At 52.7% G+C, this 23,755-nt stretch carries 23 protein-coding genes and 2 tRNA genes; 17 read left to right on the forward strand and 8 right to left on the reverse strand.

From position 1 onward, the window contains the following. The first annotated feature begins 12 nt into the window (after window positions 1–12). Genes nifV through nifM form a run of 4 tightly spaced genes read left to right on the forward strand, consistent with a single transcriptional unit; the run spans window position 13 to window position 2,750 of the window. Window positions 13–1,179 (forward strand): homocitrate synthase, encoded by a 1,167-nt coding sequence (gene nifV, locus GW590_RS07225; RefSeq protein ID WP_169402336.1) that lies wholly within the window; start codon window positions 13–15, stop codon window positions 1,177–1,179. Window position 1,180: 1 nt separating this feature from the next. Continuing rightward, window positions 1,181–1,519, forward strand: a complete 339-nt coding sequence (locus GW590_RS07230) for a nitrogenase-stabilizing/protective protein NifW (protein WP_169402337.1) — start codon at window positions 1,181–1,183, stop codon at window positions 1,517–1,519. Then, a complete protein-coding gene (locus GW590_RS07235) occupies window positions 1,516–1,959 on the forward strand; it encodes a nitrogen fixation protein NifZ (protein ID WP_169402338.1) in 444 nt (147 codons plus the stop codon). The genes GW590_RS07230 and GW590_RS07235 overlap by 4 nt, the downstream gene beginning before the upstream one ends. After that, complete coding sequence (gene nifM, locus GW590_RS07240) at window positions 1,956–2,750, forward strand: nitrogen fixation protein NifM (protein WP_169402339.1); 795 nt, start codon at window positions 1,956–1,958, stop codon at window positions 2,748–2,750. The genes GW590_RS07235 and nifM overlap by 4 nt, the downstream gene beginning before the upstream one ends. Before the next feature lie 34 nt (window positions 2,751–2,784). Here the strand turns inward: nifM and GW590_RS07245 are convergent, their stop codons facing one another. Then, window positions 2,785–3,318, reverse strand: coding sequence for a flavodoxin (locus GW590_RS07245; protein WP_169402340.1), 534 nt, complete (start codon window positions 3,316–3,318; stop codon window positions 2,785–2,787). Window positions 3,319–3,687: 369 nt separating this feature from the next. On the opposite strand from GW590_RS07245, the gene nifL reads away from it, so the two are divergent. The 5 genes from nifL (at window position 3,688) to GW590_RS07270 (ending at window position 10,714) form a co-directional block, all read left to right on the forward strand. Beyond that, window positions 3,688–5,175 (forward strand): nitrogen fixation negative regulator NifL, encoded by a 1,488-nt coding sequence (nifL, locus tag GW590_RS07250; RefSeq protein ID WP_169402341.1) that lies wholly within the window; start codon window positions 3,688–3,690, stop codon window positions 5,173–5,175. Beyond that, entirely contained in the window at window positions 5,172–6,728 is a 1,557-nt protein-coding gene (gene nifA / locus GW590_RS07255; protein ID WP_169402342.1) for a nif-specific transcriptional activator NifA, read from the forward strand. The genes nifL and nifA overlap by 4 nt, the downstream gene beginning before the upstream one ends. Before the next feature lie 193 nt (window positions 6,729–6,921). After that, window positions 6,922–8,316 (forward strand): nitrogenase cofactor biosynthesis protein NifB, encoded by a 1,395-nt coding sequence (gene nifB, locus GW590_RS07260; RefSeq protein WP_169402343.1) that lies wholly within the window; start codon window positions 6,922–6,924, stop codon window positions 8,314–8,316. Further along, window positions 8,316–8,834, forward strand: a complete 519-nt coding sequence (locus GW590_RS07265) for a nitrogen fixation protein NifQ (protein ID WP_169402344.1) — start codon at window positions 8,316–8,318, stop codon at window positions 8,832–8,834. Before nifB ends, GW590_RS07265 begins: the two co-directional genes overlap by 1 nt. 350 nt (window positions 8,835–9,184) lie before the next feature. Next, complete coding sequence (locus GW590_RS07270; RefSeq protein WP_169402345.1) at window positions 9,185–10,714, forward strand: SulP family inorganic anion transporter; 1,530 nt, start codon at window positions 9,185–9,187, stop codon at window positions 10,712–10,714. 60 nt (window positions 10,715–10,774) lie between these two features. Here the strand turns inward: GW590_RS07270 and GW590_RS07275 are convergent, their stop codons facing one another. After that, entirely contained in the window at window positions 10,775–11,512 is a 738-nt protein-coding gene (locus tag GW590_RS07275) for a metallophosphoesterase (RefSeq protein WP_169402346.1), read from the reverse strand. A gap of 365 nt (window positions 11,513–11,877) precedes the next feature. Further along, window positions 11,878–12,468 (reverse strand): aminoacyl-tRNA hydrolase, encoded by a 591-nt coding sequence (pth, locus tag GW590_RS07280; protein ID WP_169402347.1) that lies wholly within the window; start codon window positions 12,466–12,468, stop codon window positions 11,878–11,880. Between the two features lie 299 nt (window positions 12,469–12,767). On the opposite strand from pth, the gene ychH reads away from it, so the two are divergent. After that, the gene (ychH, locus tag GW590_RS07285) at window positions 12,768–13,040 is read left to right on the forward strand and encodes a stress-induced protein YchH (protein WP_169402348.1); all 273 of its coding nucleotides are present in this window, start codon (window positions 12,768–12,770) and stop codon (window positions 13,038–13,040) included. A 209-nt stretch (window positions 13,041–13,249) separates the two neighbouring features. Here ychH and prs read toward each other — a convergent pair whose 3' ends face one another. The 3 genes from prs to lolB all read right to left on the reverse strand — a co-directional run bounded on the left by prs (window position 13,250) and on the right by lolB (window position 15,915). Beyond that, window positions 13,250–14,197, reverse strand: a complete 948-nt coding sequence (gene prs / locus GW590_RS07290; protein WP_169402349.1) for a ribose-phosphate diphosphokinase — start codon at window positions 14,195–14,197, stop codon at window positions 13,250–13,252. Between the two features lie 229 nt (window positions 14,198–14,426). Beyond that, a complete protein-coding gene (gene ispE, locus GW590_RS07295; RefSeq protein ID WP_169402350.1) occupies window positions 14,427–15,287 on the reverse strand; it encodes a 4-(cytidine 5'-diphospho)-2-C-methyl-D-erythritol kinase in 861 nt (286 codons plus the stop codon). Window position 15,288: 1 nt separating this feature from the next. After that, window positions 15,289–15,915 (reverse strand): lipoprotein insertase outer membrane protein LolB, encoded by a 627-nt coding sequence (gene lolB / locus GW590_RS07300; protein ID WP_169402351.1) that lies wholly within the window; start codon window positions 15,913–15,915, stop codon window positions 15,289–15,291. Between the two features lie 631 nt (window positions 15,916–16,546). On the opposite strand from lolB, the gene hemA reads away from it, so the two are divergent. The 7 genes from hemA to GW590_RS07335 all read left to right on the forward strand — a co-directional run bounded on the left by hemA (window position 16,547) and on the right by GW590_RS07335 (window position 22,961). Further along, complete coding sequence (gene hemA, locus GW590_RS07305; protein WP_169402352.1) at window positions 16,547–17,827, forward strand: glutamyl-tRNA reductase; 1,281 nt, start codon at window positions 16,547–16,549, stop codon at window positions 17,825–17,827. A gap of 30 nt (window positions 17,828–17,857) precedes the next feature. After that, window positions 17,858–18,940, forward strand: coding sequence for a peptide chain release factor 1 (prfA, locus tag GW590_RS07310; protein ID WP_169402353.1), 1,083 nt, complete (start codon window positions 17,858–17,860; stop codon window positions 18,938–18,940). Next, window positions 18,940–19,788 carry a peptide chain release factor N(5)-glutamine methyltransferase gene (gene prmC, locus GW590_RS07315; protein WP_169402354.1) on the forward strand — a complete coding sequence of 283 codons (849 nt, stop codon included), beginning with the start codon at window positions 18,940–18,942 and terminating at the stop codon, window positions 19,786–19,788. Before prfA ends, prmC begins: the two co-directional genes overlap by 1 nt. Before the next feature lie 114 nt (window positions 19,789–19,902). Then, a complete protein-coding gene (locus tag GW590_RS07320) occupies window positions 19,903–20,304 on the forward strand; it encodes a SirB2 family protein (RefSeq protein ID WP_169402355.1) in 402 nt (133 codons plus the stop codon). Window positions 20,305–20,306: 2 nt separating this feature from the next. Further along, the gene (sirB1, locus tag GW590_RS07325; RefSeq protein WP_169402356.1) at window positions 20,307–21,116 is read left to right on the forward strand and encodes an invasion regulator SirB1; all 810 of its coding nucleotides are present in this window, start codon (window positions 20,307–20,309) and stop codon (window positions 21,114–21,116) included. 56 nt (window positions 21,117–21,172) lie between these two features. Continuing rightward, the gene (gene kdsA / locus GW590_RS07330; RefSeq protein ID WP_169402357.1) at window positions 21,173–22,027 is read left to right on the forward strand and encodes a 3-deoxy-8-phosphooctulonate synthase; all 855 of its coding nucleotides are present in this window, start codon (window positions 21,173–21,175) and stop codon (window positions 22,025–22,027) included. Between the two features lie 247 nt (window positions 22,028–22,274). Beyond that, window positions 22,275–22,961: a hypothetical protein gene (locus GW590_RS07335; RefSeq protein ID WP_169402358.1), complete on the forward strand. Its 687-nt coding sequence runs from the start codon at window positions 22,275–22,277 to the stop codon at window positions 22,959–22,961. Between the two features lie 119 nt (window positions 22,962–23,080). Here the strand turns inward: GW590_RS07335 and GW590_RS07340 are convergent. Continuing rightward, window positions 23,081–23,170, reverse strand: a tRNA-Ser gene (locus tag GW590_RS07340). 254 nt (window positions 23,171–23,424) lie between these two features. Further along, a tRNA-Ser gene (locus tag GW590_RS07345) sits at window positions 23,425–23,514 on the reverse strand. Window positions 23,515–23,755: the final 241 nt, after the last annotated feature.

Genomic DNA, 23,755 nt, shown 5'->3' on the forward strand with positions numbered 1-23,755 from the left:
GGAGGTTTGATTATGCCTGCTGCAACGAACGTCACCCCGACAGTGACCATTAACGACACCACCTTGCGTGACGGTGAGCAAAGCCCCGGCGTGGCCTTTCATGCCAGCGAAAAACTGGCCATTGCTCAGGCATTGGTCAACGCCGGGGTGAACGAACTGGAAGTCGGCACTCCGGCCATTGGCGAAGAGGAGTGTGTGCGCCTTGGCCTGCTGCGTCGTCAGTTGCCGGATACCACCATGATGACCTGGTGTCGTCTGAATGCCGCCGAGATCCGCGCCTCCTCGCGGGTTGGCATGGACTGGGTGGATATCTCGGTGCCTGCCTCTGATTTACTGCGCGAGCAAAAACTGCATCTGCCCTGGGCTGCGGTGATTACGCAACTTAAACCGCTGGTGCAACTGGCCCGCCGCCTGGGATTGCGCGTCAGTCTCGGCTGTGAAGATGCCTCGCGATCTACTGATGACACTTTGCGCATGTTGGCTCAGGTGGCTGGCGATCTGGGTATTGAGCGTCTGCGCTTTGCCGATACCCTCGGCATTCTGGATCCTTTTAGCACTTTTACCCGTATCTCCCGCCTGCGGGAAAACTGGGGCGGCGAGCTGGAAATGCATGCCCATAACGATCTCGGCATGGCCACTGCCAACACGCTGGCGGCGGTAAAAGCCGGAGCCAGCCATGTAAATACCACCGTGCTCGGCCTGGGCGAACGGGCGGGCAATGCCGCCCTGGAAAGCGTGACGCTGTCACTTTTGCGCTGTCTGGATCGCGATTGCGGCATCGATTTTACCGAGCTGCCGGAACTGTGCCGCGTGGTGGCGGCGGCGGCCTGTCGCACCATCGATGTTCAGCATCCGCTGGTGGGCGAGCAGGTATTCACCCATGAGTCGGGGCTGCATGTGGCTGCCTTGCTGCGCGATCCGCGCAGTTATCAGGGCATTGAACCCGCGCTGGTTGGGCGGGAGTTTCGACTGGTATTGGGCAAGCATTCCGGGCGACAGGCGGTAAGCGGCATTTGTAGCCGTCTTGGCTATCAACTGGATGAGCCACAAACGTTGGCAGTGCTGCAGGCGGTGAAATTTTTTGCCGAGCAGCATAAACGCAATCCTGGCGAGGATGAGCTGATCGCCCTATGCGAGCAACTGACTCAGCCGGTTTTGTTGCAGGCCCAGGGAGGCTGAAATGGAGTGGTTTACCCGTATAGACGGCGTGGACGAGCTGGACACGGCGCAGTCTTTTTTTGATTTTTTTGCGTTGGAAGTGGACCCGCAACTGGTGCGCAGCCGTCATCTGCATATTTTGCATGATTTTCATCAGCGACTAAGCACCGCCATTCCGCTGCATTTTAGCCAGCAGGACGATCCCTCCCGCGCCGACTGGCAGTTAGCCCGGCGTTTGCTGGCGGCCAGTTATCAGCACTGCATTGCCGGACCTTTGGTCGAGCAGTCGGGGCTGGCGGTATATCAACGTCATCAACCCAGTTTTATCCCCTGGGATGATTTGCTGGCGTTACGGTCATGAAGGCGGCGTTTCAGGTCGACCAGCAGGTGCGAGTGACACGGATTGTGCGCGATGACGGCACCTTTGCCGGCAAAACACGCGGCGATCTGCTGATCCGTCGTGGCAGCCTGGGCTATGTAAGGGAGTGGGGCGTTTTTTTGCAGGATACGCTGATCTATCAGGTGCATTTTATAGAAGAAGATTTGATCGTCGGTTGTCGCGAACAGGAGCTGATTGCCGGTGATGCCCCCTGGCTGGCGGGGGCTTTCCAGTTTGGTGACTGGGTCAGCAGCACCCGCGAACTGGTGGTTGGTGGCCAGCGGGTAGTGGCCACCGGTGAAGCCGGACGGGTGATGGCCTGCGAGCATGAGAGCCGCGGATTTTATTACCAGGTCCTCTTTGGGCAACGTCTATTTTTAGTCCCTGAACAGGCGCTGTATTTGCAGGAGGAAGCAGGATGAACGGCGCTGACTGGCAAGATTATAGCCGCTGGAAACTGGCGCAGCATCTGCAGACCGACCCGGAACTCGGTGAGACTAAGGCGCATCAGCATTTTCTCCTCGCCTGGCAACGGCAACACCGGCTGGAAACCGCGATTGTCGCGGCTGCCCAGGCGCGCGGCTTGCAGCCAACCGATCAGGCGCGTGAGTATACCCGCCAGCAGTTGACTGATGAACTTCAGGAACTGGCGCTAACCGCGCAGCAAGTCGAGGCGGTGATCTGCCATCAAACATTGCTGCGTGAGCAACTGGACTGGGTCAGCCAACAGGCACCCAGGCCAGACGAGGAAGAAGTCGCCCGCTGCTATCACCAGCATCAGGCGGCTTTTATCCGCCCCGAGCAACGCTTTAGTCGCCATTTGCTGATCACCGCCGAAACGCACCAGCCGGGCAGCGATCGGCAGATCAAACTGCTGGCCCGACGGTTGCGCAGCGGACGGGATAAATTTGCTGACCTGGCGCAGCGCTATTCTCATTGTCCGACGGCGCTGGAAGGCGGCTTAATGGGCTGGGTGGGGCGCGGTATTCTCTTTCCGCAGCTGGAGACCGTGCTGTTTCAGCTCGAAGCCGGGGAATTGAGTGCGGTGACGGCAACCGAGCTGGGCTGGCATTTGCTGCTTTGTGAACAAATCCGCTTACCGCAACCGCTGCCCGCCGAGCAGGCGCTGCAACAGGTGCGTCAACAGTTACAGACGCAGCGGCAGCAATATTATCAACGGCAATGGCTGCAACAGCTGTTGGCGAGTCATTAAGCAGCGTGCCGCCTTGCGCGGCACGTGCCAGCCATTAAAGCAGGTCTTCGCGCAAGGTTCCCAGCCAGCTGTCGATACGCGCTTCGGTGAGATCATATTGATTATCGTGATCGAGCACCAGACCAACGAATTTATCGTCTTCCTGCAGCGCCGACGAGGAGGCAAATTCATAACCTTCGCACGGCCAACTGCCAACCACAGTCGCACCGCCTACCTGCATAAGATCATAGAGTTCACCCAGCGCATTGACAAAATTGTCCGGATAACTGACCTGATCGCCAAGGCCAAACAGCGCCACTTTTTTGCCGCGCAGATCGGCACCGGCCAACTGTTGGGCAAACTCCAGCCATGACTCGCTTTCGCAGCCGGATTCGATACCTGGCAATTGTCCGTCACCGAGGGTTGGCGTGCCGAGGATTAATACCGGGTAGGTCAAAAAAGTTTCCAGCGAAGTACGGTTGATATTCAGCGGTGCATCGGCGGCATCCCCGAGTTTTTTGTGGATCATCTTGGCGATTTTGCGTGTTTTACCGGTGTCGGTACCGAAAAAAATACCAATGTTGCTCATAAGTTCTCTCCTGATAAAAAGGGGCAATAGATCCCGTGGCGCAGCGATAAATGTTCTGACGCGTCTGGCTGTTTTGCGAAGGTCGTGCCAGTTTTGCATTGCACACTAAATGAGCATTTTTTTAGCCTTTTGCGTTATTGCCGGGCATAAGCCAGGCACGCGCGGAGCGCCGCTGCCAGCGTAAACGCGGGCGCAGCGCCAAAAACAGGGGAAACACCCGGTTAAGATCAAGGTTTGGCCAGATGGCGTGGCTAAAGGCCTGTAAATTGCAGGGTTATAGCTTGCGGATCATCCGGTCTGGCAATGTCGCAGACCCCGACAAATTGTCGCTAAACAGACATCCGAAAGGCAGATAGAGAGGAGTAAGGCATGAGCTTAACGGCGTTTTCGACATCCTTTATGCAAGGGGATGTCGCCAGCAGACTGTCGCTGCAACATCCTTCGCTGTTTTACACCGTGGTAGAACAATCGTCGGTGGCGATTTCGATCACCGATCCCGATGCGCGGATCTGCTATGCCAATTCCGCCTTTTGTCGGCAGACCGGTTTTGCCCTCGATGATTTATTGGGTAAAAACCATCGTTTATTGGCCAGCCAGCAAACCCCGGCGACGGTTTATCAACATCTGTGGCAGACCCTGTTACAGGGCAAACCCTGGAATGGGCAGTTGATTAACCGTCGGCACGATGGATCTTTTTATCTGGCAGATGTCACCATCACGCCGATATTTTCCGCCGACGGCCAGCTGGAACACTATCTGGGCATGCATAAGGACATTAGCGAAAGCTATGCCCTGGAACAGCGGCTGCGTAATCACATCACGCTGATCACCGAGGTACTGAATAATATTCCTGCCGCGGTGGTGGTGGTCGATGAGCACGACAAGGTGGTGATGGATAATCTGGCCTATAAAACCCTGTGCGCCGACTGTGGTGGCCGTGAACTGCTGCTGGAAATGGGTTATCCGCAGCGCAAAGAGGCGCTGTTAAGCGGTGAACTGGTGCCGGTGACCTTACGAGGCAGTCTGCACTGGCTCTCCTTTGGGCAGTGGCCGTTACAGGGGGTGAACGAAGAAGCCAGCCGCTATTTTACCGATACCCTGCCGCCAAAAAATCTGATGGTGATCACCGACTGTAGCGATCAGTACCGGCGTCAGCAGCAGGGACGGCTGGATCGGCTGAAACAAAAACTGACTAACGGCAAATTGCTGGCGGCGATCCGCGAGTCACTGGATGCCGCACTGGTGCAGCTTAACGGCCCCATTAATATGCTTGCCGCCGCCCGTCGCCTTAACGGCGAGGAGAACGGCAATATGGCGCTGGAATTTGCCTGGCGCGAAGGCGAACAGGCGGTCAACCGCTTGCAGGCCTGCCGTCCTTCTCTGGATTTTGAACCGGTGAAACAGTGGTCGCTCAGTGAATTCTTTAACGATCTCAATGCACTGTATGACAGCCGTTTTCTCAGCGCCGGCGAGCTGAGTTGTCAGGCGATACCGCCTGATTTACAGGCCATTGGGCAACGCACGCAAATTCTGGCGGCGCTAAGCCTGTGGATTGACCATACGCTATCGCAGAGCCAGTCGATTTCTGCAGCGTCGCTGTCGATGCAGATCGTCGCCACTCAGGAGTCCGGTTTTGTCTGTTTAACCCTTACCGATAATGTTCATTTGGAACAGGTGCGCTATACCCGCCCGGAAACGGCATTTTCCAGTCCCGGCAAGGGCATGGAACTGCGTCTGATCCAGACACTGGTCGCACATCATCGTGGTTCTTTAGATCTTTCCGCCCGCCGCGAAGGCGGCACTTCACTGACGTTACGCCTGCCATTAGCGCAGGCGTATAGAGGAGAGGAAAAATGACGTCTATATCTAGCGCCGGTGAGGTTATTCACCGTTTTGATATGTCGGCCCAGTTCACTGCACTGTATCGTATCAGCGTGGCCCTGGGACAAGAGAATGATGGCGAACGTTCACTGGCAGCAATACTCAAAGTGTTGCATGAGCAGGCTCATATGCAATTTGGTATGGTCTGCCTGTTTGATAAACAGCGTAATGCCTTGTTTATCAAGAAAGTGCACGGCATTGACGAGGAGATCGACAAAAACTGTCGTCAGGTCCGTTATCGCCTGGGCGAGGGGATTGTTGGCGCGGTGATGAGCCAACGCCAGGCGATGGTGCTGCCCAGGGTGGCAGACGATCCGCGTTTTCTTGGTCGCCTGAATATATACGATTACAGTTTGCCGCTGATTGGTGTGCCGATCCTCGGCACCGACGTACAGCCGGTGGGCGTGTTGGTGGCGCAACCGATGGCACTGCATGAGGACCGACTGCCGTCCAGTACTCGCTTTTTGGAAATGGTCGCCAATCTGCTGACCCCAACCCTGCGCGTTGCGCCAACGGCGATGCCGCTGACCGTAGATGCGCCGCCGCGCTGTAGCGTGCCACGGCAGGTAGGTTTTGAACAGATGGTGGGTAAAAGTCAGGCTATGCGCCAGACGCTGGATATTTTGCGTCAGGTTTCAAAATGGGATACCACAGTGCTGGTTCGTGGTGAAAGTGGTACTGGTAAGGAACTGATAGCCAACGCTATTCACTATAATTCGCCGCGCGCGACGGCACCTTTCGTCAAATTCAACTGCGCGGCCTTGCCGGATAACCTGCTGGAGAGCGAACTCTTTGGTCATGAAAAAGGTGCCTTTACTGGCGCGATCCGCACTCGCAAAGGCCGGTTTGAGCTGGCGGATGGCGGCACACTGTTTCTTGATGAGATCGGCGAATCCAGCGCCTCGTTTCAGGCCAAACTGTTGCGTATCTTGCAGGAGGGTGAAATGGAGCGTGTCGGGGGCGATACCACACTGAAAGTGGACGTACGTATTATCGCCGCCACCAACCGCAATCTGGAAGAAGAGGTGCGCGCCGGGAATTTTCGTGAAGACCTCTATTATCGCCTGAATGTCATGCCCGTCGCGCTGCCGGCGCTGCGTGAAAGGCTGGATGATATTGCCGATCTGGCCCCGTTTCTTGTGAAAAAAATTGCCTTGCGCCAGGGCCGTGAATTACGTATCAGCGAAGGGGCGATCCGTTTGTTGATGACCTACAGCTGGCCTGGCAATGTCCGCGAGCTGGAAAACTGCCTGGAGCGCGCCTCGGTGATGATTGAAGAGGGGCTAATCGACCGCGATGTGATTTTGTTTCACCACCACGAGTCGCCGACGTTGTCGGTAAAAACCAGCCCATTGCCTGTCGTCGATGAAAGCTGGCTGGATCAGGATCTGGATGAGCGGCAAAGGGTGATTGCCGCGCTGGAGAAAACCGGCTGGGTACAGGCAAAAGCCGCCCGGCTGTTGGGAATGACGCCGCGGCAAGTGGCCTACCGCATCCAGATTATGGATATCAATATGCATCGTATTTAAACTGTTAGCGGTTTGCGGCGGATTGTCGGCCTTGTTGCTTTTGGCACATTGTCGGCACAACGCCGCGAACCTGACAAAAAATGCCACACACTGCTTATTTTAATTGTATGAAAAACAACGTTTTTTAATCTATCCCCGCACGGTATAACCCTTGCAAAACAGAGAAACCTCCTGCTGATAAAGGTTTCCAGCTATGACATCCTGTTCGTCCCCTGCGGGTTGCTCCGGCCAAGGCTCAACCCGGGTTAATGATACCCAGGCCAGTAAAGCCGCCCAGCATCCCTGTTATTCGATCAGCGGACATCACCGCTTTGCCCGCATGCATCTGGCCGTGGCCCCGGCCTGTAATCTGCAATGTAACTATTGCAACCGTAAATACGATTGCAGCAACGAGTCGCGCCCCGGCGTGGTGTCCGAGCTGTTACTGCCGGAACAGGCGGTGGCCAAGGCGCGTCAGGTGGCGGCGGCTATTCCACAACTGTCGGTGGTGGGTATTGCCGGTCCCGGTGATCCGCTGGCCAATATCGGCCGTACCTTTCAGACCCTGGAACTGCTGCGTCAGCAATTGCCGGATCTTAAGCTCTGTCTCTCCACCAATGGTCTGATGCTACCGTCGGTTATTGATCGGCTGGTGGATGTCGGGGTTGATCATGTCACCGTCACTCTCAATGCGCTGGACCCGGCGATAGCCGAACAGATCTATGCCTGGCTTTGGTTCGACGGTGAACGCTATACCGGGCGCAGCGCGGCGCAATTGTTGATTGAGCGTCAGGCCGAAGGCATCAGAAAGCTCACCGAGAAAGGCATTCTGGTGAAAATCAACTCGGTGCTGATCCCCGGAATTAACGATCAGCATCTGCTGGCGGTAAGTCAGCAGATTAAGCAGTGGGGGGCCTTTTTGCATAATATTATGCCGCTGATCTCCCGCCCCGAGCATGGCACGGTGTTTGGACTTAACGGTCAGCCTGAACCAGAAGCGGATCAGACGGCGGCAATCCGCCAGGCCTGCGGTAGCTCAATGCCGCAAATGATGCACTGCCAGCAGTGTCGCGCCGATGCCATTGGCATGTTGGGGGAAGATCGCAATGCTGCCTTTCCGTTATCGGCGGTGCCGGTTACACCTCCCGCCTATCTGCCGATAATGCATCAGCGGGCACAGCTACATGCCAGCATTGTCAGTCAGGGGGAATCAGAAGAGGCTGATGCCTGCCTGGTGGCGGTGGCCAGCGGAGACGGCCAGGTGATCGATCGTCATTTTGGTCATACCGATCGCTTTACGCTCTATAGCCTGTCGGCGGCGGGGGTGGTGCAGGTCGGACAGCGCTTTACCCCGCGCTATTGCCACTCGCCGCAAGAGTGCGAGCCGCAGGATGCTGGCCAGGATATGGATGCCTTACTGGCATTGCTGGCCGATGTACAGGCGGTATTCTGTGCGCGTATTGGCCTCACGCCGTGGAAGCGGCTGGAAGCGGCGGGCATTGAGCCACAGATCAACGGTGCCTGGCAGCCGATCGAAGCGGTGTTGCTGCAGTGGTGGCAGCAGCGCAAGGCGGTAACGGGAGAAATGACCGCACGCGGGGTGGCCTGATGAACGGCGCTGACTATTGGCTGCGTCGTCTGTTGGCACTGTACTGGGGCGGACAAGCGCATTTCCCTGCTCGTATGGGCTTGCCTGCGGTGGCATGGCAGGAGCTGCTGGTGCGTCTGGGCTGCGTTGAACCGGCGATCGCACCCGGACAGATTGAGCAGCAGGCACTGATCGGGCTGTTACTGCACAGCCGCCGAAACGAGCGTCAACAGTTGGCCCAGTGGCTGGCACAATCCCTGACCGCCGATGCCGCGCCGATGCATGAACTAATTGCTACTGCATCGATGGGTTTTGACCATCTCTGGCAGGATCTCGGTCTCGATTCACGGGCGGAGTTGCGCGAACTGATGAGTGACTGTTTTCCGGAACTGGTACGGCTAAATCAACAAAATATGCGCTGGAAAAAATTCTTTTATCGTCAGCAATGTATGCGATCGCTGGGGGAAATTGTATGCCGCGCGCCAAGTTGTGAACAATGCTGCGAAAAATCGCTGTGCTTTGCCGAGGAGAGTGACTGATCCACCCCAGTGTCATTATAAAGTTTCACCATAATACCCTCATTTTGCTACTGATGTTTTGATTGCGGATTATCACTAATCCGCTTTTTTTTGGCGCAAAATTACCGATAGCAGATAACTTGTCAGCAACAAAAATGCCATTTTTCTTGCCTCAGCGCCGCGAGTTACCGATACTGCGAGTGAAATTTTCGTGATAAGCCAGATGTTGGCAGCTTTTCTTGCCTGTTCGCTGCTGAGTTTTCTCCCGCCACTGGCTATGCTTACCTCGCTGATTATAGCGGCCAAAATCCCGACAGGACCTGCCGGTGCTGTGCTTAGGGCATTGCGGCGACTAAAAATTGGATATTCATATGTTAACTTTGAAGAACCTCAATGCCACAGACGTTAAAAATGACGTGCTGGCCGGTTTTGTGGTTGCTGTCTCAATGATCCCGGAAGCGGTAGGTTTCTCGCTGGTGGCCGGGTTGTCGCCGATTGTCGGCTTGCATACCGCCTTTATTATTGGCCTGGTGACCGCACTGTTTGGCGGTAAACCCGGCATGGTTTCCGGCGCTGCCGGTTCGATTGTGGTGGTGTTGATGAGTCTGGCGGCGCAGCACGGTATGGGCTACGTACTGTGGGCCACCCTGTTTGCCGGTTTGCTGCAAATCGCTATTGGCGTTTTTCGCCTGGGCAAATTTATCCGTCTGGTGCCGCTACCGGCGATCCACGGTTTTGTTAATGGCCTGGCGATTGTCATTATGCTGGCACAGTGGCATATGATTGCCGGGCAGGGGCCGCTGATGTATGGGCTAGTGCTGTTGGCGATTGTCGTGGTAGTGCTGTTCCCGAAAATTACCCGGGTGATCCCTTCCTCACTGGCGGCGCTGATTATTGTCTCGGCAGTGGCCATCGGCTGGCATTTATCCACGCTGCGCGTTGGCGATCTGGCCGATATCTCGGGCTCGCTGCCCAGTTTCTCGCTGCCTGCCGTGCCGCTGACGCTGGATATGCTGAAAATCGTGCTGCCTTATGCCGTGGTGATTGCGCTGGTGGGGCTGATTGAGTCATTGCTGACCATGACCGTACTCGATGAAATGGGCGGTAAAAAAGGCAATGGCAATCTGGAGAGTATCGCCCAAGGGGCGGGCAATACTCTGTGCGGCCTGTTTGGCTGTTTTGCCGGTTGTGCGATGATTGGACAATCGATCATCAATTTTACTTCTGGTGGTCGTGGCCGTATTTCCGCTGCCGTCGGGGCAATACTGCTGATCCTGTTTGTAGTCAGTCTGGCGGGCTATATTGGTCTGCTGCCGGTGGCGGCGCTGGCCGGGATTATGCTGGTGGTCTGCTACAACACTTTTGAATGGAGCTCTCTGCGTCGTTTACGTCGTATGCCCAAAGCCGATGCGCTGGTGATGCTGGTAGTCACGCTGATCACCATTTTTACCGATTTGGCGATTGCGGTGATCAGTGGCGTAATTATTTCTGCTCTGGTATTTGCCTGGCAGCATGCGCGTATCCGTATTCGTCGCCGTCAGCAACAACAGGACAAGGTAGTCTATCAACTGGAAGGTCCGCTGTTTTTTGGCTCGGCGGCGGCCTTTGCCGAGCTGTTTACCCCGCAACAGGATCCACAGCAGGTGATTCTGGACTTTTCCGCTACCCGTGTCATGGACGCCAGCGGCGTTGAAGCCATTGATAAACTCACCGCCCGCTACCTGCAGGCCGGTAAAAGCATCAGATTGCGCCACCTCAGCGCCGATTGTATCAGCCTGCTAAGCAAAGCCGGGCCGTTTTGTAGCCACGAACTGGACGACCCTGCCTACCTGGTGGCGGAAGAGGACTATAAAACCGACGATCAACCGCGTGGCAAGGAGAGCTTTACGCTAAGAACCTGATAGCACTTATACGCGCACCGTTTCGCGGTTTTACTGTCGAGTCGGTGCGCGTGACCTGCGCTAAATAAAATAGGTTTCGATATGCAGATTTTCGCTAAAGGAAATAATATTAAATCCGCTGCTTTTTATATTGGCGGCACGGTGCGTACCATTTTGCCATTGAAAGCAAATCGCCGGAGAAACAGCAATGGAAATATTGTTTCTTTTTGCGATGGAGACAGTATGCGCATGTCCGCAACCAATATATCTGACGGCATAGTCATCGCATAGTTTGAGCAGCGTATCGCCGTTAATCAAGTTACAGATATCAACAATTGGTGTGCCAACGGGTAGAGGATGATGATGCAAAAAAATGGCAATGTCTTTATCGCTGTTTTTTCTTATCTTATCTTCCAATTCTGCAAGTTCCGAATTATCAATAAAACCGAAATCTTCATTTCTAACCAGGCTATTAATTTCAAGAAAAGCCCATTTCCCTGCTGCTATTTTATCCAGTGAATGCAAATTTTTTGCGGTTAAGGCCTGCTCGCGCATCCTGATTTTATTATCCTGATTACCAGCAAGAGCAAAGTAGGGTAACGCCAGGCGGTCCATGGCGCTATAGAAGTACTGATACGCCTCGCTACTACCATCACGGGAGATATTGCCGGTTACTACCAGCGCATCAATATTGAGTTGTTTTTGATTCTTGCAGATATAGTCTATGACATTGTTGAAAACCTGATAAACATTAACATCAAAGAGATTTTCACTTTTATCTGCCGCGAGATATATATCTGACATTTGCAATATTCTCATTACTGTTCCTTGAGTTATGGTAGTAAAATCATATTTGTTTCATCAAAGGGATTATTGAGAACGGTCAGATAAAATAGCCATCTTTATATTGGCAAAAAAGCTATAAGATAATTATTTTTTAATGTTGTTAATAGGCAGTGCGAATTCACTCTACCAGCGTTTAATAATTAACACAATATGTAGCCTGGCAAACAATAAGCCGAAGTGAAAGGATAATAATGGGAAAGTGTAGACAATAAGCTTTCTGAATATAGGAAGCAACCCGCCAGACCTGGTGCTGTAAACATCATGGCGGTGTCTTGCCGTTGGGCACAACACCGCCTGAAGATAAGTGTACAGGGGCTGTACACTCGTCGATAAGGCTTTTATAGCTCGGCTTTAAAGCTGTGCAAGCGGTTCATGGCTTTTAACAGACCGTCTTTCATCAGAATATCGGTGCAGCGCAGAGATTCATCAATGGCGTCGTCGATCAGTTTCTGCTCACTGGCAGGCGGTTTACCCAGCACAAAACCAACGACCTTATTGCGATCCCCCGGATGGCCAATCCCGATGCGCAGGCGATAAAAGTTGGGATTATTGCCTAATTTGTTCTGAATATCCTTCAGGCCATTATGGCCGCCGTTACCGCCGCCCAGCTTGATTTTTGCTACACCCGGTGGAATATCCAGTTCGTCGTGGGCCACCAGGATTTCGTCAGGCTCGATACGATAAAAATTGGCCACGGCAATCACCGCCTTGCCGCTTAAATTCATAAAGGTGGTGGGTACCAGCAGGCGTACGTCTTGCCCGTTAAGAGACAGACGTGCCGTGTAGCCGAAGAATTTGCTCTCTTCTTTTAACTGTTGGTTATGCTGACGCGCCAGTAAATCGACATACCATGCCCCGGCATTGTGGCGGGTCTGGGCATATTCTGCACCCGGGTTCGCCAGACCAACGATTAATTTAATGCTGCTCACGTTCGTTTCGCTTCTTGAAGGAATAATCTGGCCGATAGTTTACCCGCGCTTTGGCTTTGTGCCAAACCGCAGGGCAAATAAAGAGGCAATTACTTCAGAATCGAATAGTGACAATTAATAACTATTCACAATTCAGGGGGATAATCAAGCCAAAACGTAAAGTATTGTCATTTTTGATCCTGACACTGTGATCGCCTCCGCAACCTGTTATTGACCGGCAGACTATAATTTATACAGGACGAAAGCCAAGTCTTTGCCAAAAGGCAAAGGAAAGTTACAGGATCACTTGGAGGTGACGTATGAAACGTAAAAGCGCAATGGTTGTGGGTAATGTATTAATGGGACTAGGGTTGTTGACCATGGTTGGCGGTGTGGGTTATTCCATCCTCAACCAGATACCTAATTTGGGTCTGCCGCAGTTCTTTGCCCACGGTGCCATTATGAGCATTTTTATTGGTGCGTTACTGTGGTTGGCCGGTGCCCGAGTCGGTGGACGCGAACGCGTTGCTGACCGTTATTATTGGGTACGCCACTACGATTCAAGGTGCCGCAAAAACGAGCGCCATCCTTAAATAGCTCAGGATGCACCCTTGCTCAGTTCAGGTTGCAGGATTGGCTGCAGCCTGCAATTTCTTTGTCTGTCTATTGGCTCCCTGGTCTCGCCTATTTCGGCATGATTGACCGAGAGCCATATCAATGTCCAGCCAGCTCGTCGCACAAATAAAAATACCCCCGCAAATCACTTTACGGGGGTATTTGGCACGCTATAAATCAAAATCTATTAATGTTCAAACATCGCAGAAATAGATTCTTCATTGCTGATACGACGGATCGCTTCAGCCAACATGCCAGACAGCGTCAAGGTGCGAACATTTTTCAGTGCGCGGATTTCAGCTGACAACGGAATGGTATCGCAGACAATCACTTCGTCGATCACGGATTGCTTGATGTTTTCTACCGCGTTGCCGGAGAAGATTGGGTGGGTTGCGTAAGCGAATACGCGTTTGGCACCACGTTCTTTCAGCGCCTCGGCGGCTTTACACAGAGTACCGCCGGTGTCGATCATATCATCGACCAGAATACAGTCGCGACCGTTGACATCCCCAATGATATGCATAACTTGTGAAACGTTTGCGCGTGGGCGACGTTTATCGATAATGGCCATATCGGTGTCGTTCAATAATTTTGCAACTGCGCGAGCGCGGACCACGCCGCCGATATCCGGAGAAACCACAATCGGGTTTTCCAGATTTTGTTGCATCATATCTTCGAGCAGGATTGGGCTACCAAAAACGTTATCCACCGGGACATCAAAGAAGCCCTGGATTTGCTCTGCGTGCAAATCGACGGTCAACACACGGTCAACGCCGACGCTGGAAAGGAAGTCTGCCACTACTTTGGCGGTGATAGGCACACGCGCTGAACGCACGCGGCGATCCTGGCGTGCATAACCGAAGTAGGGGATAACTGCCGTGATGCGGCCGGCAGAAGCGCGCCGGAGGGCATCGACCATAACCACTAATTCCATCAGGTTGTCGTTAGTAGGTGCGCAGGTGGATTGGATAATGAAAATATCTCCGCCACGTACATTTTCGTTAATTTGCACACTTACTTCACCGTCGCTAAAACGACTCACGGCGGCATCACCTAGGCTGGTGTATAAACGGTTGGCAATACGTTGTGCTAGTTCCGGGATGGCGTTACCAGCAAAAAGCTTCATATCAGGCACGAGAAGAACCTCAGGCTTGCGTCCAGAGAAGATATCCGCTAATGGCTCCACCGGGCGGTGAGCGAAGCCACAGCAATATACACAGGTCGATCATGACCCTTGCGGGCCTTAACCCATTTTCTTGCCAGTTGTCGCCGGGCGACCGCTGGCAATCTATTGGGCATACCACATTATTCAAAATCTTGAGAGGCTGGCAAAGAACAGACACAATAACGGTCACTGTGGCTCTCTACGCTTTGGCTGCGGCTCTCATTCGTTCAGCACGGGTTTGATGCAGAGGAGAGAGATTAACTCCCCGGGCAACAAAGGCTTTCACCCATGCCGGAACTTTGCTCAACACCTCGTTGGCAGACTCTTGCGTGTCGAATTCGGCAAACACACAGGCCCCTGTTCCAGTGAGGCGTGACGGCGCGTATTCTAGCAGCCATGAAACAAGCTGTTCAACCTCGTAAAAACGTTTTCTTGCAATAGGTTCACAATCATTGATGTAAATGCTGTCTAAAAGCACATCTATCGACCGTTTTGGCGTATCACGGGTCAATTGTGGATCGCCAAAAATCGTCGGTGTTGGAATACTGACGCCAGGGTGAGCCACCAGATACCATTTTTCTGCGGGCGACACCGGCTGCAATATTTCGCCAATTCCTTCGGCAAAGGCAGCATGACCCATCACAAACACCGGCACATCGGCGCCCAGGGTCACCCCCAGTTCTGCAAGCTCGCTATCGCTTAAACCGCATTGCCACAGCATATTTAGTGCAACCAGCGTGGTGGCGGCATTGGACGAGCCGCCGCCGAGACCGCCGCCCATTGGCAAGCGCTTATCGAGGGTGATACTTACCCCGCGTGGCACCGCCATACGCTGTTGCAGCAAGCGGGCGGCCCGAATGATCAGGTTTTGCTCATTTGGCACACCGGCAATGGCCGGACTCAGGCTAATTTGCGGGTCGTCGCTGACCGCAAAAGCCAACCGGTCACCGTAATCGAGAAACTGAAACAGCGTTTGCAGATTATGGTAACCATCAGCGCGGCGGCCGGTGATATACAGGAATAAATTGAGTTTAGCCGGAGAAGGCCAAAATTGCGTCATCTCAGTTTAACGTCCAGCTATCCATTTTCAGTTTAATGCGCTGATCGCCCTGTGACAGCTCGAGGCGATTAGGCATGGCAGGCTGGCTATCGGTATCATAACCCTCATAGACCACACTGCCGCTCAGGCCCTGTTGCTGATAATTGACCTGGCGCAAACGGTATTGACTATCCAGGCTAAAGTCAGCGCTGTCACCGGGCAGCCCCAGCATCCACAGGCGTAAATTGGCCATCGGGATCGACATGCCGGTCAGCTTTCTGATCATATCATCAGGGTCGTTGCTGGTATAATGTTTGCCCTGATTATTGGTCAACTGTGCGACACCGCCTTGCACTTTCAGCTCCATTTCGGTGCTGCCCAATGGATTGGTCAACAGCAGGCGGTAGCTTTGGGCTGAATATTGTTGCCAGAAGAAGCGTGCATAAACTTTCTGCTTGTCAGAAATATAAGCAAAAGCGCCGCGGGTTTGGTAATGCTCCAGGCGCTTGACCTGCTGCTCATGCTGACGCCATTGCGGAGAGGTAGGGCTGGTTGCCGGACCGGTAGTGGGTGAAAAGGTCTGACAGGCGGTCAGCACCAGGCTGGCAAGGGGAAGCAGGCGAAGCAGTTTTGCTTTATGCATAGGCATAACGGGTTGGATCCTTTCTTAATCAACAGTGTTCAGACGCGGTCAGTTTAGCATATACCCGGCGGACTTAAAGCCGTCACCGGCGGTGTTTGTCCCGAAGAGGGGGGCGCTGGCCCCGATCGGCAGAAATTGGACCCTGGCGATCGTCCGTGAGACAGCTTGCCTTGGTGAGGGGGCAATTGTAATCAGCTTTTTCTGATGCCTGTCGTTAAGTCGGCAATAATACCTCATAAGGGGGGATTTAATAATTTTGCGGCGTCTTATGGCCGACATAAAATAGAAAATGCCTGACTGTCTTTATTGCCTGCTGAAATGGGTATTTTTAATATTGTTTTATTGGTTTTCGAGGATTATTTTGATGAGGTATTTCTACCTTATAATAGGAAATAAAGTACTTTTGCCAAGGCGTGCTGTGATAATGAGACGTTGTTCCGCTGGCCAGAGGCAGTAAGACAATTTGAGAATGGTTTTTAATTTACTTGAAAAGGAGGTCGGCAGCAGACTTTTACATCCTATACGACTAAAAACCGGACAGATAGTGCGGTGTCCCTTTTATTGATCTCGCGCATCTTGTAGAATGCGCATCAGACGTAAACCATATAAAGAAAAGTCTGATACAGCTATCGCGCTCATGACCCTGCTTGCACTAGGTATTAATCATAAAACCGCCCCGGTATCTCTGCGTGAACGGGTAACCTTCTCGCCAGATACTATCGAACAGGCACTCTCGAGCCTGCTTCAGCAACCGCTGGTGCAGGGCGGTGTCGTGCTGTCTACCTGTAATCGTACCGAATTATATCTTAGCGTCGAACAGCAGGACCAATTAGCGGGCAGCGGCACTGTGCATGAACAGCTGGTGGCCTGGCTATGTGATTACCATCAGTTAAGCGCCGACGAGGTTAATCAGAGCCTGTATTGGCATCAGGGGAATGACGCGGTCAGTCACCTGATGCGCGTGGCCAGTGGCCTGGATTCCCTGGTACTTGGCGAGCCGCAGATCCTCGGTCAGGTTAAGAAGGCCTTTGCCGAGTCGCAGCAGGGGCAGGCGGTATCCGGTGAGCTGGAACGTCTGTTCCAGAAGTCTTTTTCCGTTGCCAAACGTGTGCGTACAGAAACCGAGATCGGCGCCAGCGCCGTCTCGGTAGCCTTTGCGGCCTGTACGCTGGCACGTCAAATCTTTGAATCTCTCGCCGATGTCAATGTATTGCTGGTGGGCGCGGGGGAAACCATTGAACTGGTCGCCCGTCATCTGAGCGAACATAATGTCCGCCATATGATGATTGCCAACCGCACCCGTGAGCGTGCGCAAGTTCTGGCCGACGAAGTGGGTGCCGAGGTGATCTCGCTGCAAGAGATTGATGCCCGTCTCGCCGATGCCGATATCATTATCAGTTCTACCGCCAGCCCGCTGCCGATTATCGGCAAGGGGATGGTTGAAAGGGCGTTAAAAGCGCGCCGTAATCAGCCGATGCTGATGATCGATATTGCCGTACCCCGTGATATCGAGCCGGAAGTGGGTAAACTGGCCAACGCCTATCTTTATAGCGTTGACGACCTGCACGGTATTATTGAAAAAAACCTTGCCCAGCGTAAAGTCGCCGCCATTCAGGCCGAGTCTATCGTTTTGCAGGAAAGTGCCAATTTTATGGCCTGGCTGCGTTCCCAGGGTGCGGTCGAAATTATTCGTGATTACCGTAGCCGTGCCGAAGCCGTGCGCGCCGATATGGAAGCCAAAGCCATGGCCGCCATTGCACAGGGCGCAGATGTCCAAAGCGTTATTCACGAGTTGGCACATAAACTGACCAACCGCCTTATCCATGCTCCCACCCGTTCACTCCAGCAGGCCGCCAGCGACGGTGATGTTGAGCGTCTGCAAATTTTACGCGACAGCCTTGGGCTGGATCAGCAATAGTTCCTTTTATTACAGGGTTAAAAACCACGCATGAAGCCTTCTATTGTTGCTAAATTGGAAGTGTTACAAGAACGCCATGAAGAAGTTCAGGCGATGCTCGGCGACGCCGCCGTGATTGCCGATCAAGACAAATTCCGCAATCTTTCCCGCGAATACGCGCAGCTTAGCGACGTTTCCGCCTGTTTCCTTAACTGGCGTCAGGCGCAAGACGACCTCGCTGCCGCGCAGGAGATGCTCGACGATCCTGAAATGCGCGAAATGGCCCAGGACGAAATCAAGCACTGCCAGAGTAAACTCGAAGAGCTGGAGCAAGAGCTGCAACTGCTGTTGCTGCCGAAGGATCCCGACGATGAGCGCGGCTGTTTCCTGGAAGTCCGTGCTGGTACCGGCGGTGACGAAGCAGCAATTTTTGCCGGTGACCTGTTCCGCATGTACAGCCGCTACGCCGAAGCGCGCCGCTGGCGTGTAGAAGTCATGAGCGCCAATGAAGGCGAACATGGCGGTTACAAAGAAGTGATCGCTAAAGTCAGCGGTGACGGGGTTTACGGCCAGTTTAAATTTGAGTCGGGCGGGCATCGCGTGCAGCGCGTTCCCGAAACCGAATCACAGGGGCGTATCCATACCTCCGCCTGCACAGTGGCCGTGATGCCTGAAGTGCCAGAAGCCGAGCTGCCGGAAATCAACGCTGGCGATCTGCGTATTGATACTTTCCGTTCTTCCGGCGCCGGTGGCCAGCACGTTAACACCACCGACTCCGCTATTCGTATTACTCACTTACCGACCGGTATTGTGGTGGAGTGTCAGGATGAACGCTCACAGCACAAAAACAAGGCCAAGGCGATGTCGGTCCTCGGTGCGCGTATTCGTGCCGCGGAAATGGCAAAACGTCATGAAACCGAAGCCTCGACGCGCCGCAATTTGCTCGGTACCGGCGATCGTTCCGACCGTAACCGTACTTATAATTTCCCGCAGGGAAGGGTGACCGACCATCGTATCAACCTGACGATTTACCGTCTGGATGAAGTGATGGAAGGTAAGTTGGATATGCTGATCCAACCTATTGTTCAGGAATATCAGGCAGACCAACTTGCTGCCTTGTCTGAGCAAGAATAATGGATTTTTCCAGTTGGCTGACTGCTGCTGTTGGCCGCCTGGCGGCCAGCGACAGCCCGAAACGCGATGCGGAAATTCTGCTCGGGCATGTTACCGGCCGTTCTCGTACCTGGCTAATGGCCTTTGGCGAAGCCCAACTTGACGATGCACAGTTGCTGGCTCTCGAAGCGTTGCTACAGCGGCGCGAACAGGGCGAGCCTGTTGCTTATCTGCTGGGTGAACGCGAGTTCTGGTCTCTATCCTTTACGGTCTCTCCGGCGACCTTAATCCCCCGTCCTGATACCGAGTGTCTGGTTGAGCAGGCTTTGCTGCGTCTTGGCGCCGCTGGTAGCCGGGTGCTTGATCTCGGTACCGGAACCGGTGCTATTGCGTTGGCGATGGCCAGTGAACGCCCGGATTGCCAGTTCACCGGTGTGGATGTGCAGCCCGATGCCGTGGCGTTGGCGCTGCACAACGCCGCAAGACTGGCTATCCCTAACGCCCGCTTTTTGGCTGGCAGCTGGTTTGCTCCGGTTAGCGGTGAAAAATTTTCATTGATTGTCAGTAATCCACCCTATATCGACGCCAGTGACCCGCATCTGGCGCAAGGGGATGTGCGTTTTGAACCGGCCAGCGCTTTGATTGCCGATAATAACGGCCTGGCGGATCTTGATTATATTGTCAGACAGGCATCGTATTTTTTGCAGCCGCAGGGATGGTTGCTGCTGGAGCACGGCTGGCAGCAGGGGGCCCCGGTACGCCAGATGTTGCAGGCGGCCGGTTTTAGCGCCGTCGAGACGATCCAGGATTACGGGAATAACGACCGTGTAACGCTGGGGCAATGGCCAGGGTCGCCACCGGTTGAATGATGCCAGGGTATTACTGGATTTTTTCAGGTTGTCGATCATCCCATAGGCGTCTGATGCCCGGGAGAACGCCAACAGTTCTGCATTTGACTGGTTACTCTACAAAAAGGAACAGCAATGTCGTCTTATATTTGGGTGAAAAACTTCCATCTGCTGGTAATTGCCATCAGTATCCTGCTGTTTGTTCTGCGTTTCTTTTGGAAATGGAACCAATCGGCGATAATGCAGCAGCGTTGGGTAAAAATCGTACCGCATATTGTTGATACGTTGATGTTATTAAGCGGTATTTCGCTGATTTTTATCACCCACTTTTATCCCTTCTCGCCACAAGGTTCTTGGCTGACCGAAAAGCTTTTTGGCGTTATTATCTATATTGCACTTGGGTTTGTGGCACTGGGTTCGGGTAAAAACGGTTTACGCAGCCAAAAGGTGCGTACGCTGGCATTTATTCTGGCCTTGGGTTGTTTGTATTTGATTGTTAAGCTAGCCACAACGAAAATACCGCTGCTAATGGGATAACTATGAATACCATTGCCGATTTTGAATTTAATGCAGCGCCGCTGAGCGCCGGTGTCATTCTGGTGACTCAGGAAATCCGCTTTGATTTTAAGGCTGACGACGTCAGCCGACAGTTGCAGGCTCTGGTGGATGAAGCCAGAAGCAAAGTGCCCGCAGATATCAATCAGGATCAGCAGCTTGAAGTTCTGATCGAGCTATTTTACCGCACCTGGGGATTTGGCGGGGCGGGGGGAGTTTATCGCCTGTCAGATGCCATCTGGATTGATAAGGTTCTGGCTTCCCGTCAGGGGACGCCGGTGTCATTAGGGGTGATCTTTTTGCATATCGCCCACGCCCTGGACCTGCCCCTGATGCCGGTTATCTTCCCCACCCAGCTGATTTTGCGCGCCGACTGGCTTGATGAAGAGATGTGGCTGGTGAATCCGCTTAACGGTGACACCCTCAGTGAGCACGTCTTGCAGGTGTGGCTAAGAGGCAATCTTGGCGTTAGCGCCGAGATCGAAGATGAAGATCTGGAAGAAGCCGATCACACCATGATTATCCGCAAGATGCTCGATACGCTGAAAGCGGCACTGATGGAAGAAAAACAGATGGAGCTGGCGCTTTCTACCAGTGAAGCGGTGCTGGAGTTTGACCCTGATGATCCCTATGAAATCCGCGATCGCGGTTTGATATATGCGCAACTGGACTGTAACCACGTGGCGATTTCCGACCTCAGTTACTTCGTTGAGCAATGCCCGGAAGATCCTATTTCTGAGGTGATCAAAGTTCAAATTCATTCTATTGAACAAAAACAGATCACCTTGCACTAAGGATGTTCAGGGTTGGACAATCTATCTTATGTATTTTTACTGATTAAGGCCAAAGCATGAAACATAAAGTGGTGAGCATTAAGGACATTAACGTAGCAAACGATTTGCCGTTTGTGTTATTTGGCGGCATGAATGTGCTGGAATCACGTGATATGGCAATGCGTGTTTGCGAACACTACGTTAAAGTCACTGACAAACTTGGCATTCCTTATGTTTTTAAAGCCTCTTTTGATAAAGCCAACCGCTCTTCGATTCACTCTTATCGTGGTCCGGGCCTGGATGAAGGCATGAAAATCTTCCAGGATCTGAAAGCGGCCTTTGGGGTGAAAATTATCACTGACGTGCATGAGAGCTGGCAGGCGCAGCCGGTGGCCGACGTGGTTGACGTTATTCAGTTACCTGCTTTCCTGGCGCGTCAGACCGACCTGGTGGAAGCCATGGCCAAGACCGGTGCGGTCATTAACGTGAAAAAACCGCAGTTTGTCAGCCCGGGACAAATGGGCAATATCGTCGATAAGTTTAAAGAAGGCGGTAACGATCAGGTTATTCTGTGCGATCGCGGCAGCAACTTTGGTTATGACAACCTGGTTGTCGATATGCTGGGTATGAACGTCATGATTAACGCCACCAATGGCCATCCGGTGATTTTTGACGTTACCCATGCGCTGCAGACGCGTGACCCGTTTGGTGCCGCTTCTGGCGGTCGTCGTGCGCAGGTTGCCGAGCTGGCACGTGCCGGGATGGCGGTGGGCATTGCCGGGTTGTTTATCGAAGCGCATGAAGATCCTGCCCATGCCAAATGCGACGGTCCTTCCGCATTGCCACTCGATAAGCTGGAACCTTTCCTGATGCAGATTAAAGCCATTGATGACCTGGTAAAAAGCTTTCCGCCGCTGGATACCAGCAAATAAAAAAGGCTTAATACGCTAACTAACAAGGCGACAGCGATGTCGCCTTTTTTTATGCTTAAAAACAGAAGAAAAAGCAGAAAACCGAAAACTTATAGTCGACTATTCGCTTATTATCTTCGGCATTGTCGCGGGTTTATTTAAAAGAAAATCCTAAATTTAGTCCATTGCTTATACGGATTTTTTGCTGTCTCACGGAGAGCGGAAAATAGTCACTTATTTAAGACTTAAATTAATTTGATAAAACATTATGCATATTAATAGCAGTAATGCCAGTCAGCCATACTATTTTGACAGTGCGCCGATTAAGGAAAGTAAAGTTACTCCCGATCTTGCCAGTGAAGGCGAAGCGCCTATTTTTTCGGTATCCGATTTAATGGAAAGGCTGCGTTCTAAGCTGGAAGTAGAACTTAATACAACCAATGTAGCTGCGTTTAAAAAAGCGGTCTATGAGCTATTTGACGTGCAAGCCAATGTGATGATCAGGGAAGCGCAAGAGCAAAACCCGGGAGTGAAAAAGGAAGTTGCACCGCATGCTGCAGCATCTTGCCTGTTGCAGACCCAATGCTTTGATTATGACACATTATGCAGCATCCGCAGGTTGCGTGAATTTTGCGAGCGAAATGGCGACATGGCAATAAATGCCGCAGTCCGTCACAGCGATTTTTCCGGAATTAGCCATATCGCCGCTTTCTCCGTGGCCATGCAAACAATGATTATTACCGAGGAGTCCCGCTGCGAGCTGAATATGGCCGGGTTGGCTAAGATACTTAACAGTAACGACTATCCCAAGCCCGCATTATTTACACGACTGATTAAACTGCAGCAGGATATTGATGACTGGCTGGAGGGCAGAGGAAGCAATCAATTACCTGAAGTGCTGTCATTAACCTATAATAAAGAACAGGCAGAGAGAATATTTAGTTTAAAATATTAGCAGCTCGCCATTTTATGCGGGGAACAGCGAGTTGTTGCGCGGTTGGCAGAATGACAATCAGCAGCGATGACCACAAAACAAGAAGGCCCTGATTTTCATCAGGGCCTTCTTGTTTAATTTGGCGGTGAGAGAGGGGTTCGAACCCTCGATACGCGTTAGCGTATACACACTTTCCAGGCGTGCTCCTTCAGCCACTCAGACACCTCACCGTGTCGTTACGCTGCTAAGCAGTGCAACGGGGCGCTACTATAGGGAGACAACCCTTGACGGTCAAGAATTATTTCGCAAATCGCCGTCGGCTGACTACGCATTCGGCAGTTTGCTGATTTATTGCCCGTTTATGGCGAGAAATAGCGTTACAGTGCAGGTACCGGCGGGTAGCAGTCCGGCAAAATTGTGCCATTTTACCCGCCGCAGAAAACACAAAGGGCCCTGATTTTCATCAGGGCCCTTGGCATAAATATGGCGGTGAGGGAGGGGTTCGAACCCTCGATACGCGTTAGCGTATACACACTTTCCAGGCGTGCTCCTTCAGCCACTCAGACACCTCACCATATGATTAAGCAGACACGCTGTGCTGCTCAATCGGCGCTAATGTAGGGAAATCTGCGTCCAGCGTCAACACTCTTTTCTCACTATCGCTCCGTTTAGCGAAAATTAAAGCAATTTGCTGATTTACCGAGCAAAATAGTAGAGATCCCTTCGCTGGATCCTGCGATTTTTAACCGGGCGTCATCACATGGCTTGTTAATAACTACAGACCCGGCACGCCCTTTGTCTATGTGGGTTGTCGC

This window comes from Rouxiella aceris, assembly GCF_012933545.1.
GTDB classification, from domain to species: Bacteria; Pseudomonadota; Gammaproteobacteria; order Enterobacterales; family Enterobacteriaceae; genus Rouxiella; species Rouxiella aceris.

What these genes read in the sequence shown, in the direction of transcription:
- GW590_RS07320 (WP_169402355.1), top strand. Translation starts at nt 19,903, where the DNA reads ATGTCGTCTTATATTTGGGTGAAAAACTTCCATCTGCTGGTAATTGCC.
- prfA (WP_169402353.1), top strand. Translation starts at nt 17,858, where the DNA reads ATGAAGCCTTCTATTGTTGCTAAATTGGAAGTGTTACAAGAACGCCAT.
- GW590_RS07275 (WP_169402346.1), bottom strand. Translation starts at nt 11,512, where the DNA reads ATGAGAATATTGCAAATGTCAGATATATATCTCGCGGCAGATAAAAGT.
- ychH (WP_169402348.1), top strand. Translation starts at nt 12,768, where the DNA reads ATGAAACGTAAAAGCGCAATGGTTGTGGGTAATGTATTAATGGGACTA.
- GW590_RS07265 (WP_169402344.1), top strand. Translation starts at nt 8,316, where the DNA reads ATGAACGGCGCTGACTATTGGCTGCGTCGTCTGTTGGCACTGTACTGG.
- prmC (WP_169402354.1), top strand. Translation starts at nt 18,940, where the DNA reads ATGGATTTTTCCAGTTGGCTGACTGCTGCTGTTGGCCGCCTGGCGGCC.
- sirB1 (WP_169402356.1), top strand. Translation starts at nt 20,307, where the DNA reads ATGAATACCATTGCCGATTTTGAATTTAATGCAGCGCCGCTGAGCGCC.
- lolB (WP_169402351.1), bottom strand. Translation starts at nt 15,915, where the DNA reads ATGCCTATGCATAAAGCAAAACTGCTTCGCCTGCTTCCCCTTGCCAGC.
- nifM (WP_169402339.1), top strand. Translation starts at nt 1,956, where the DNA reads ATGAACGGCGCTGACTGGCAAGATTATAGCCGCTGGAAACTGGCGCAG.
- ispE (WP_169402350.1), bottom strand. Translation starts at nt 15,287, where the DNA reads ATGACGCAATTTTGGCCTTCTCCGGCTAAACTCAATTTATTCCTGTAT.
- nifB (WP_169402343.1), top strand. Translation starts at nt 6,922, where the DNA reads ATGACATCCTGTTCGTCCCCTGCGGGTTGCTCCGGCCAAGGCTCAACC.
- GW590_RS07335 (WP_169402358.1), top strand. Translation starts at nt 22,275, where the DNA reads ATGCATATTAATAGCAGTAATGCCAGTCAGCCATACTATTTTGACAGT.
- nifL (WP_169402341.1), top strand. Translation starts at nt 3,688, where the DNA reads ATGAGCTTAACGGCGTTTTCGACATCCTTTATGCAAGGGGATGTCGCC.
- GW590_RS07235 (WP_169402338.1), top strand. Translation starts at nt 1,516, where the DNA reads ATGAAGGCGGCGTTTCAGGTCGACCAGCAGGTGCGAGTGACACGGATT.
- kdsA (WP_169402357.1), top strand. Translation starts at nt 21,173, where the DNA reads ATGAAACATAAAGTGGTGAGCATTAAGGACATTAACGTAGCAAACGAT.
- GW590_RS07245 (WP_169402340.1), bottom strand. Translation starts at nt 3,318, where the DNA reads ATGAGCAACATTGGTATTTTTTTCGGTACCGACACCGGTAAAACACGC.
- nifV (WP_169402336.1), top strand. Translation starts at nt 13, where the DNA reads ATGCCTGCTGCAACGAACGTCACCCCGACAGTGACCATTAACGACACC.
- nifA (WP_169402342.1), top strand. Translation starts at nt 5,172, where the DNA reads ATGACGTCTATATCTAGCGCCGGTGAGGTTATTCACCGTTTTGATATG.
- GW590_RS07230 (WP_169402337.1), top strand. Translation starts at nt 1,181, where the DNA reads ATGGAGTGGTTTACCCGTATAGACGGCGTGGACGAGCTGGACACGGCG.
- GW590_RS07270 (WP_169402345.1), top strand. Translation starts at nt 9,185, where the DNA reads ATGTTAACTTTGAAGAACCTCAATGCCACAGACGTTAAAAATGACGTG.
- hemA (WP_169402352.1), top strand. Translation starts at nt 16,547, where the DNA reads ATGACCCTGCTTGCACTAGGTATTAATCATAAAACCGCCCCGGTATCT.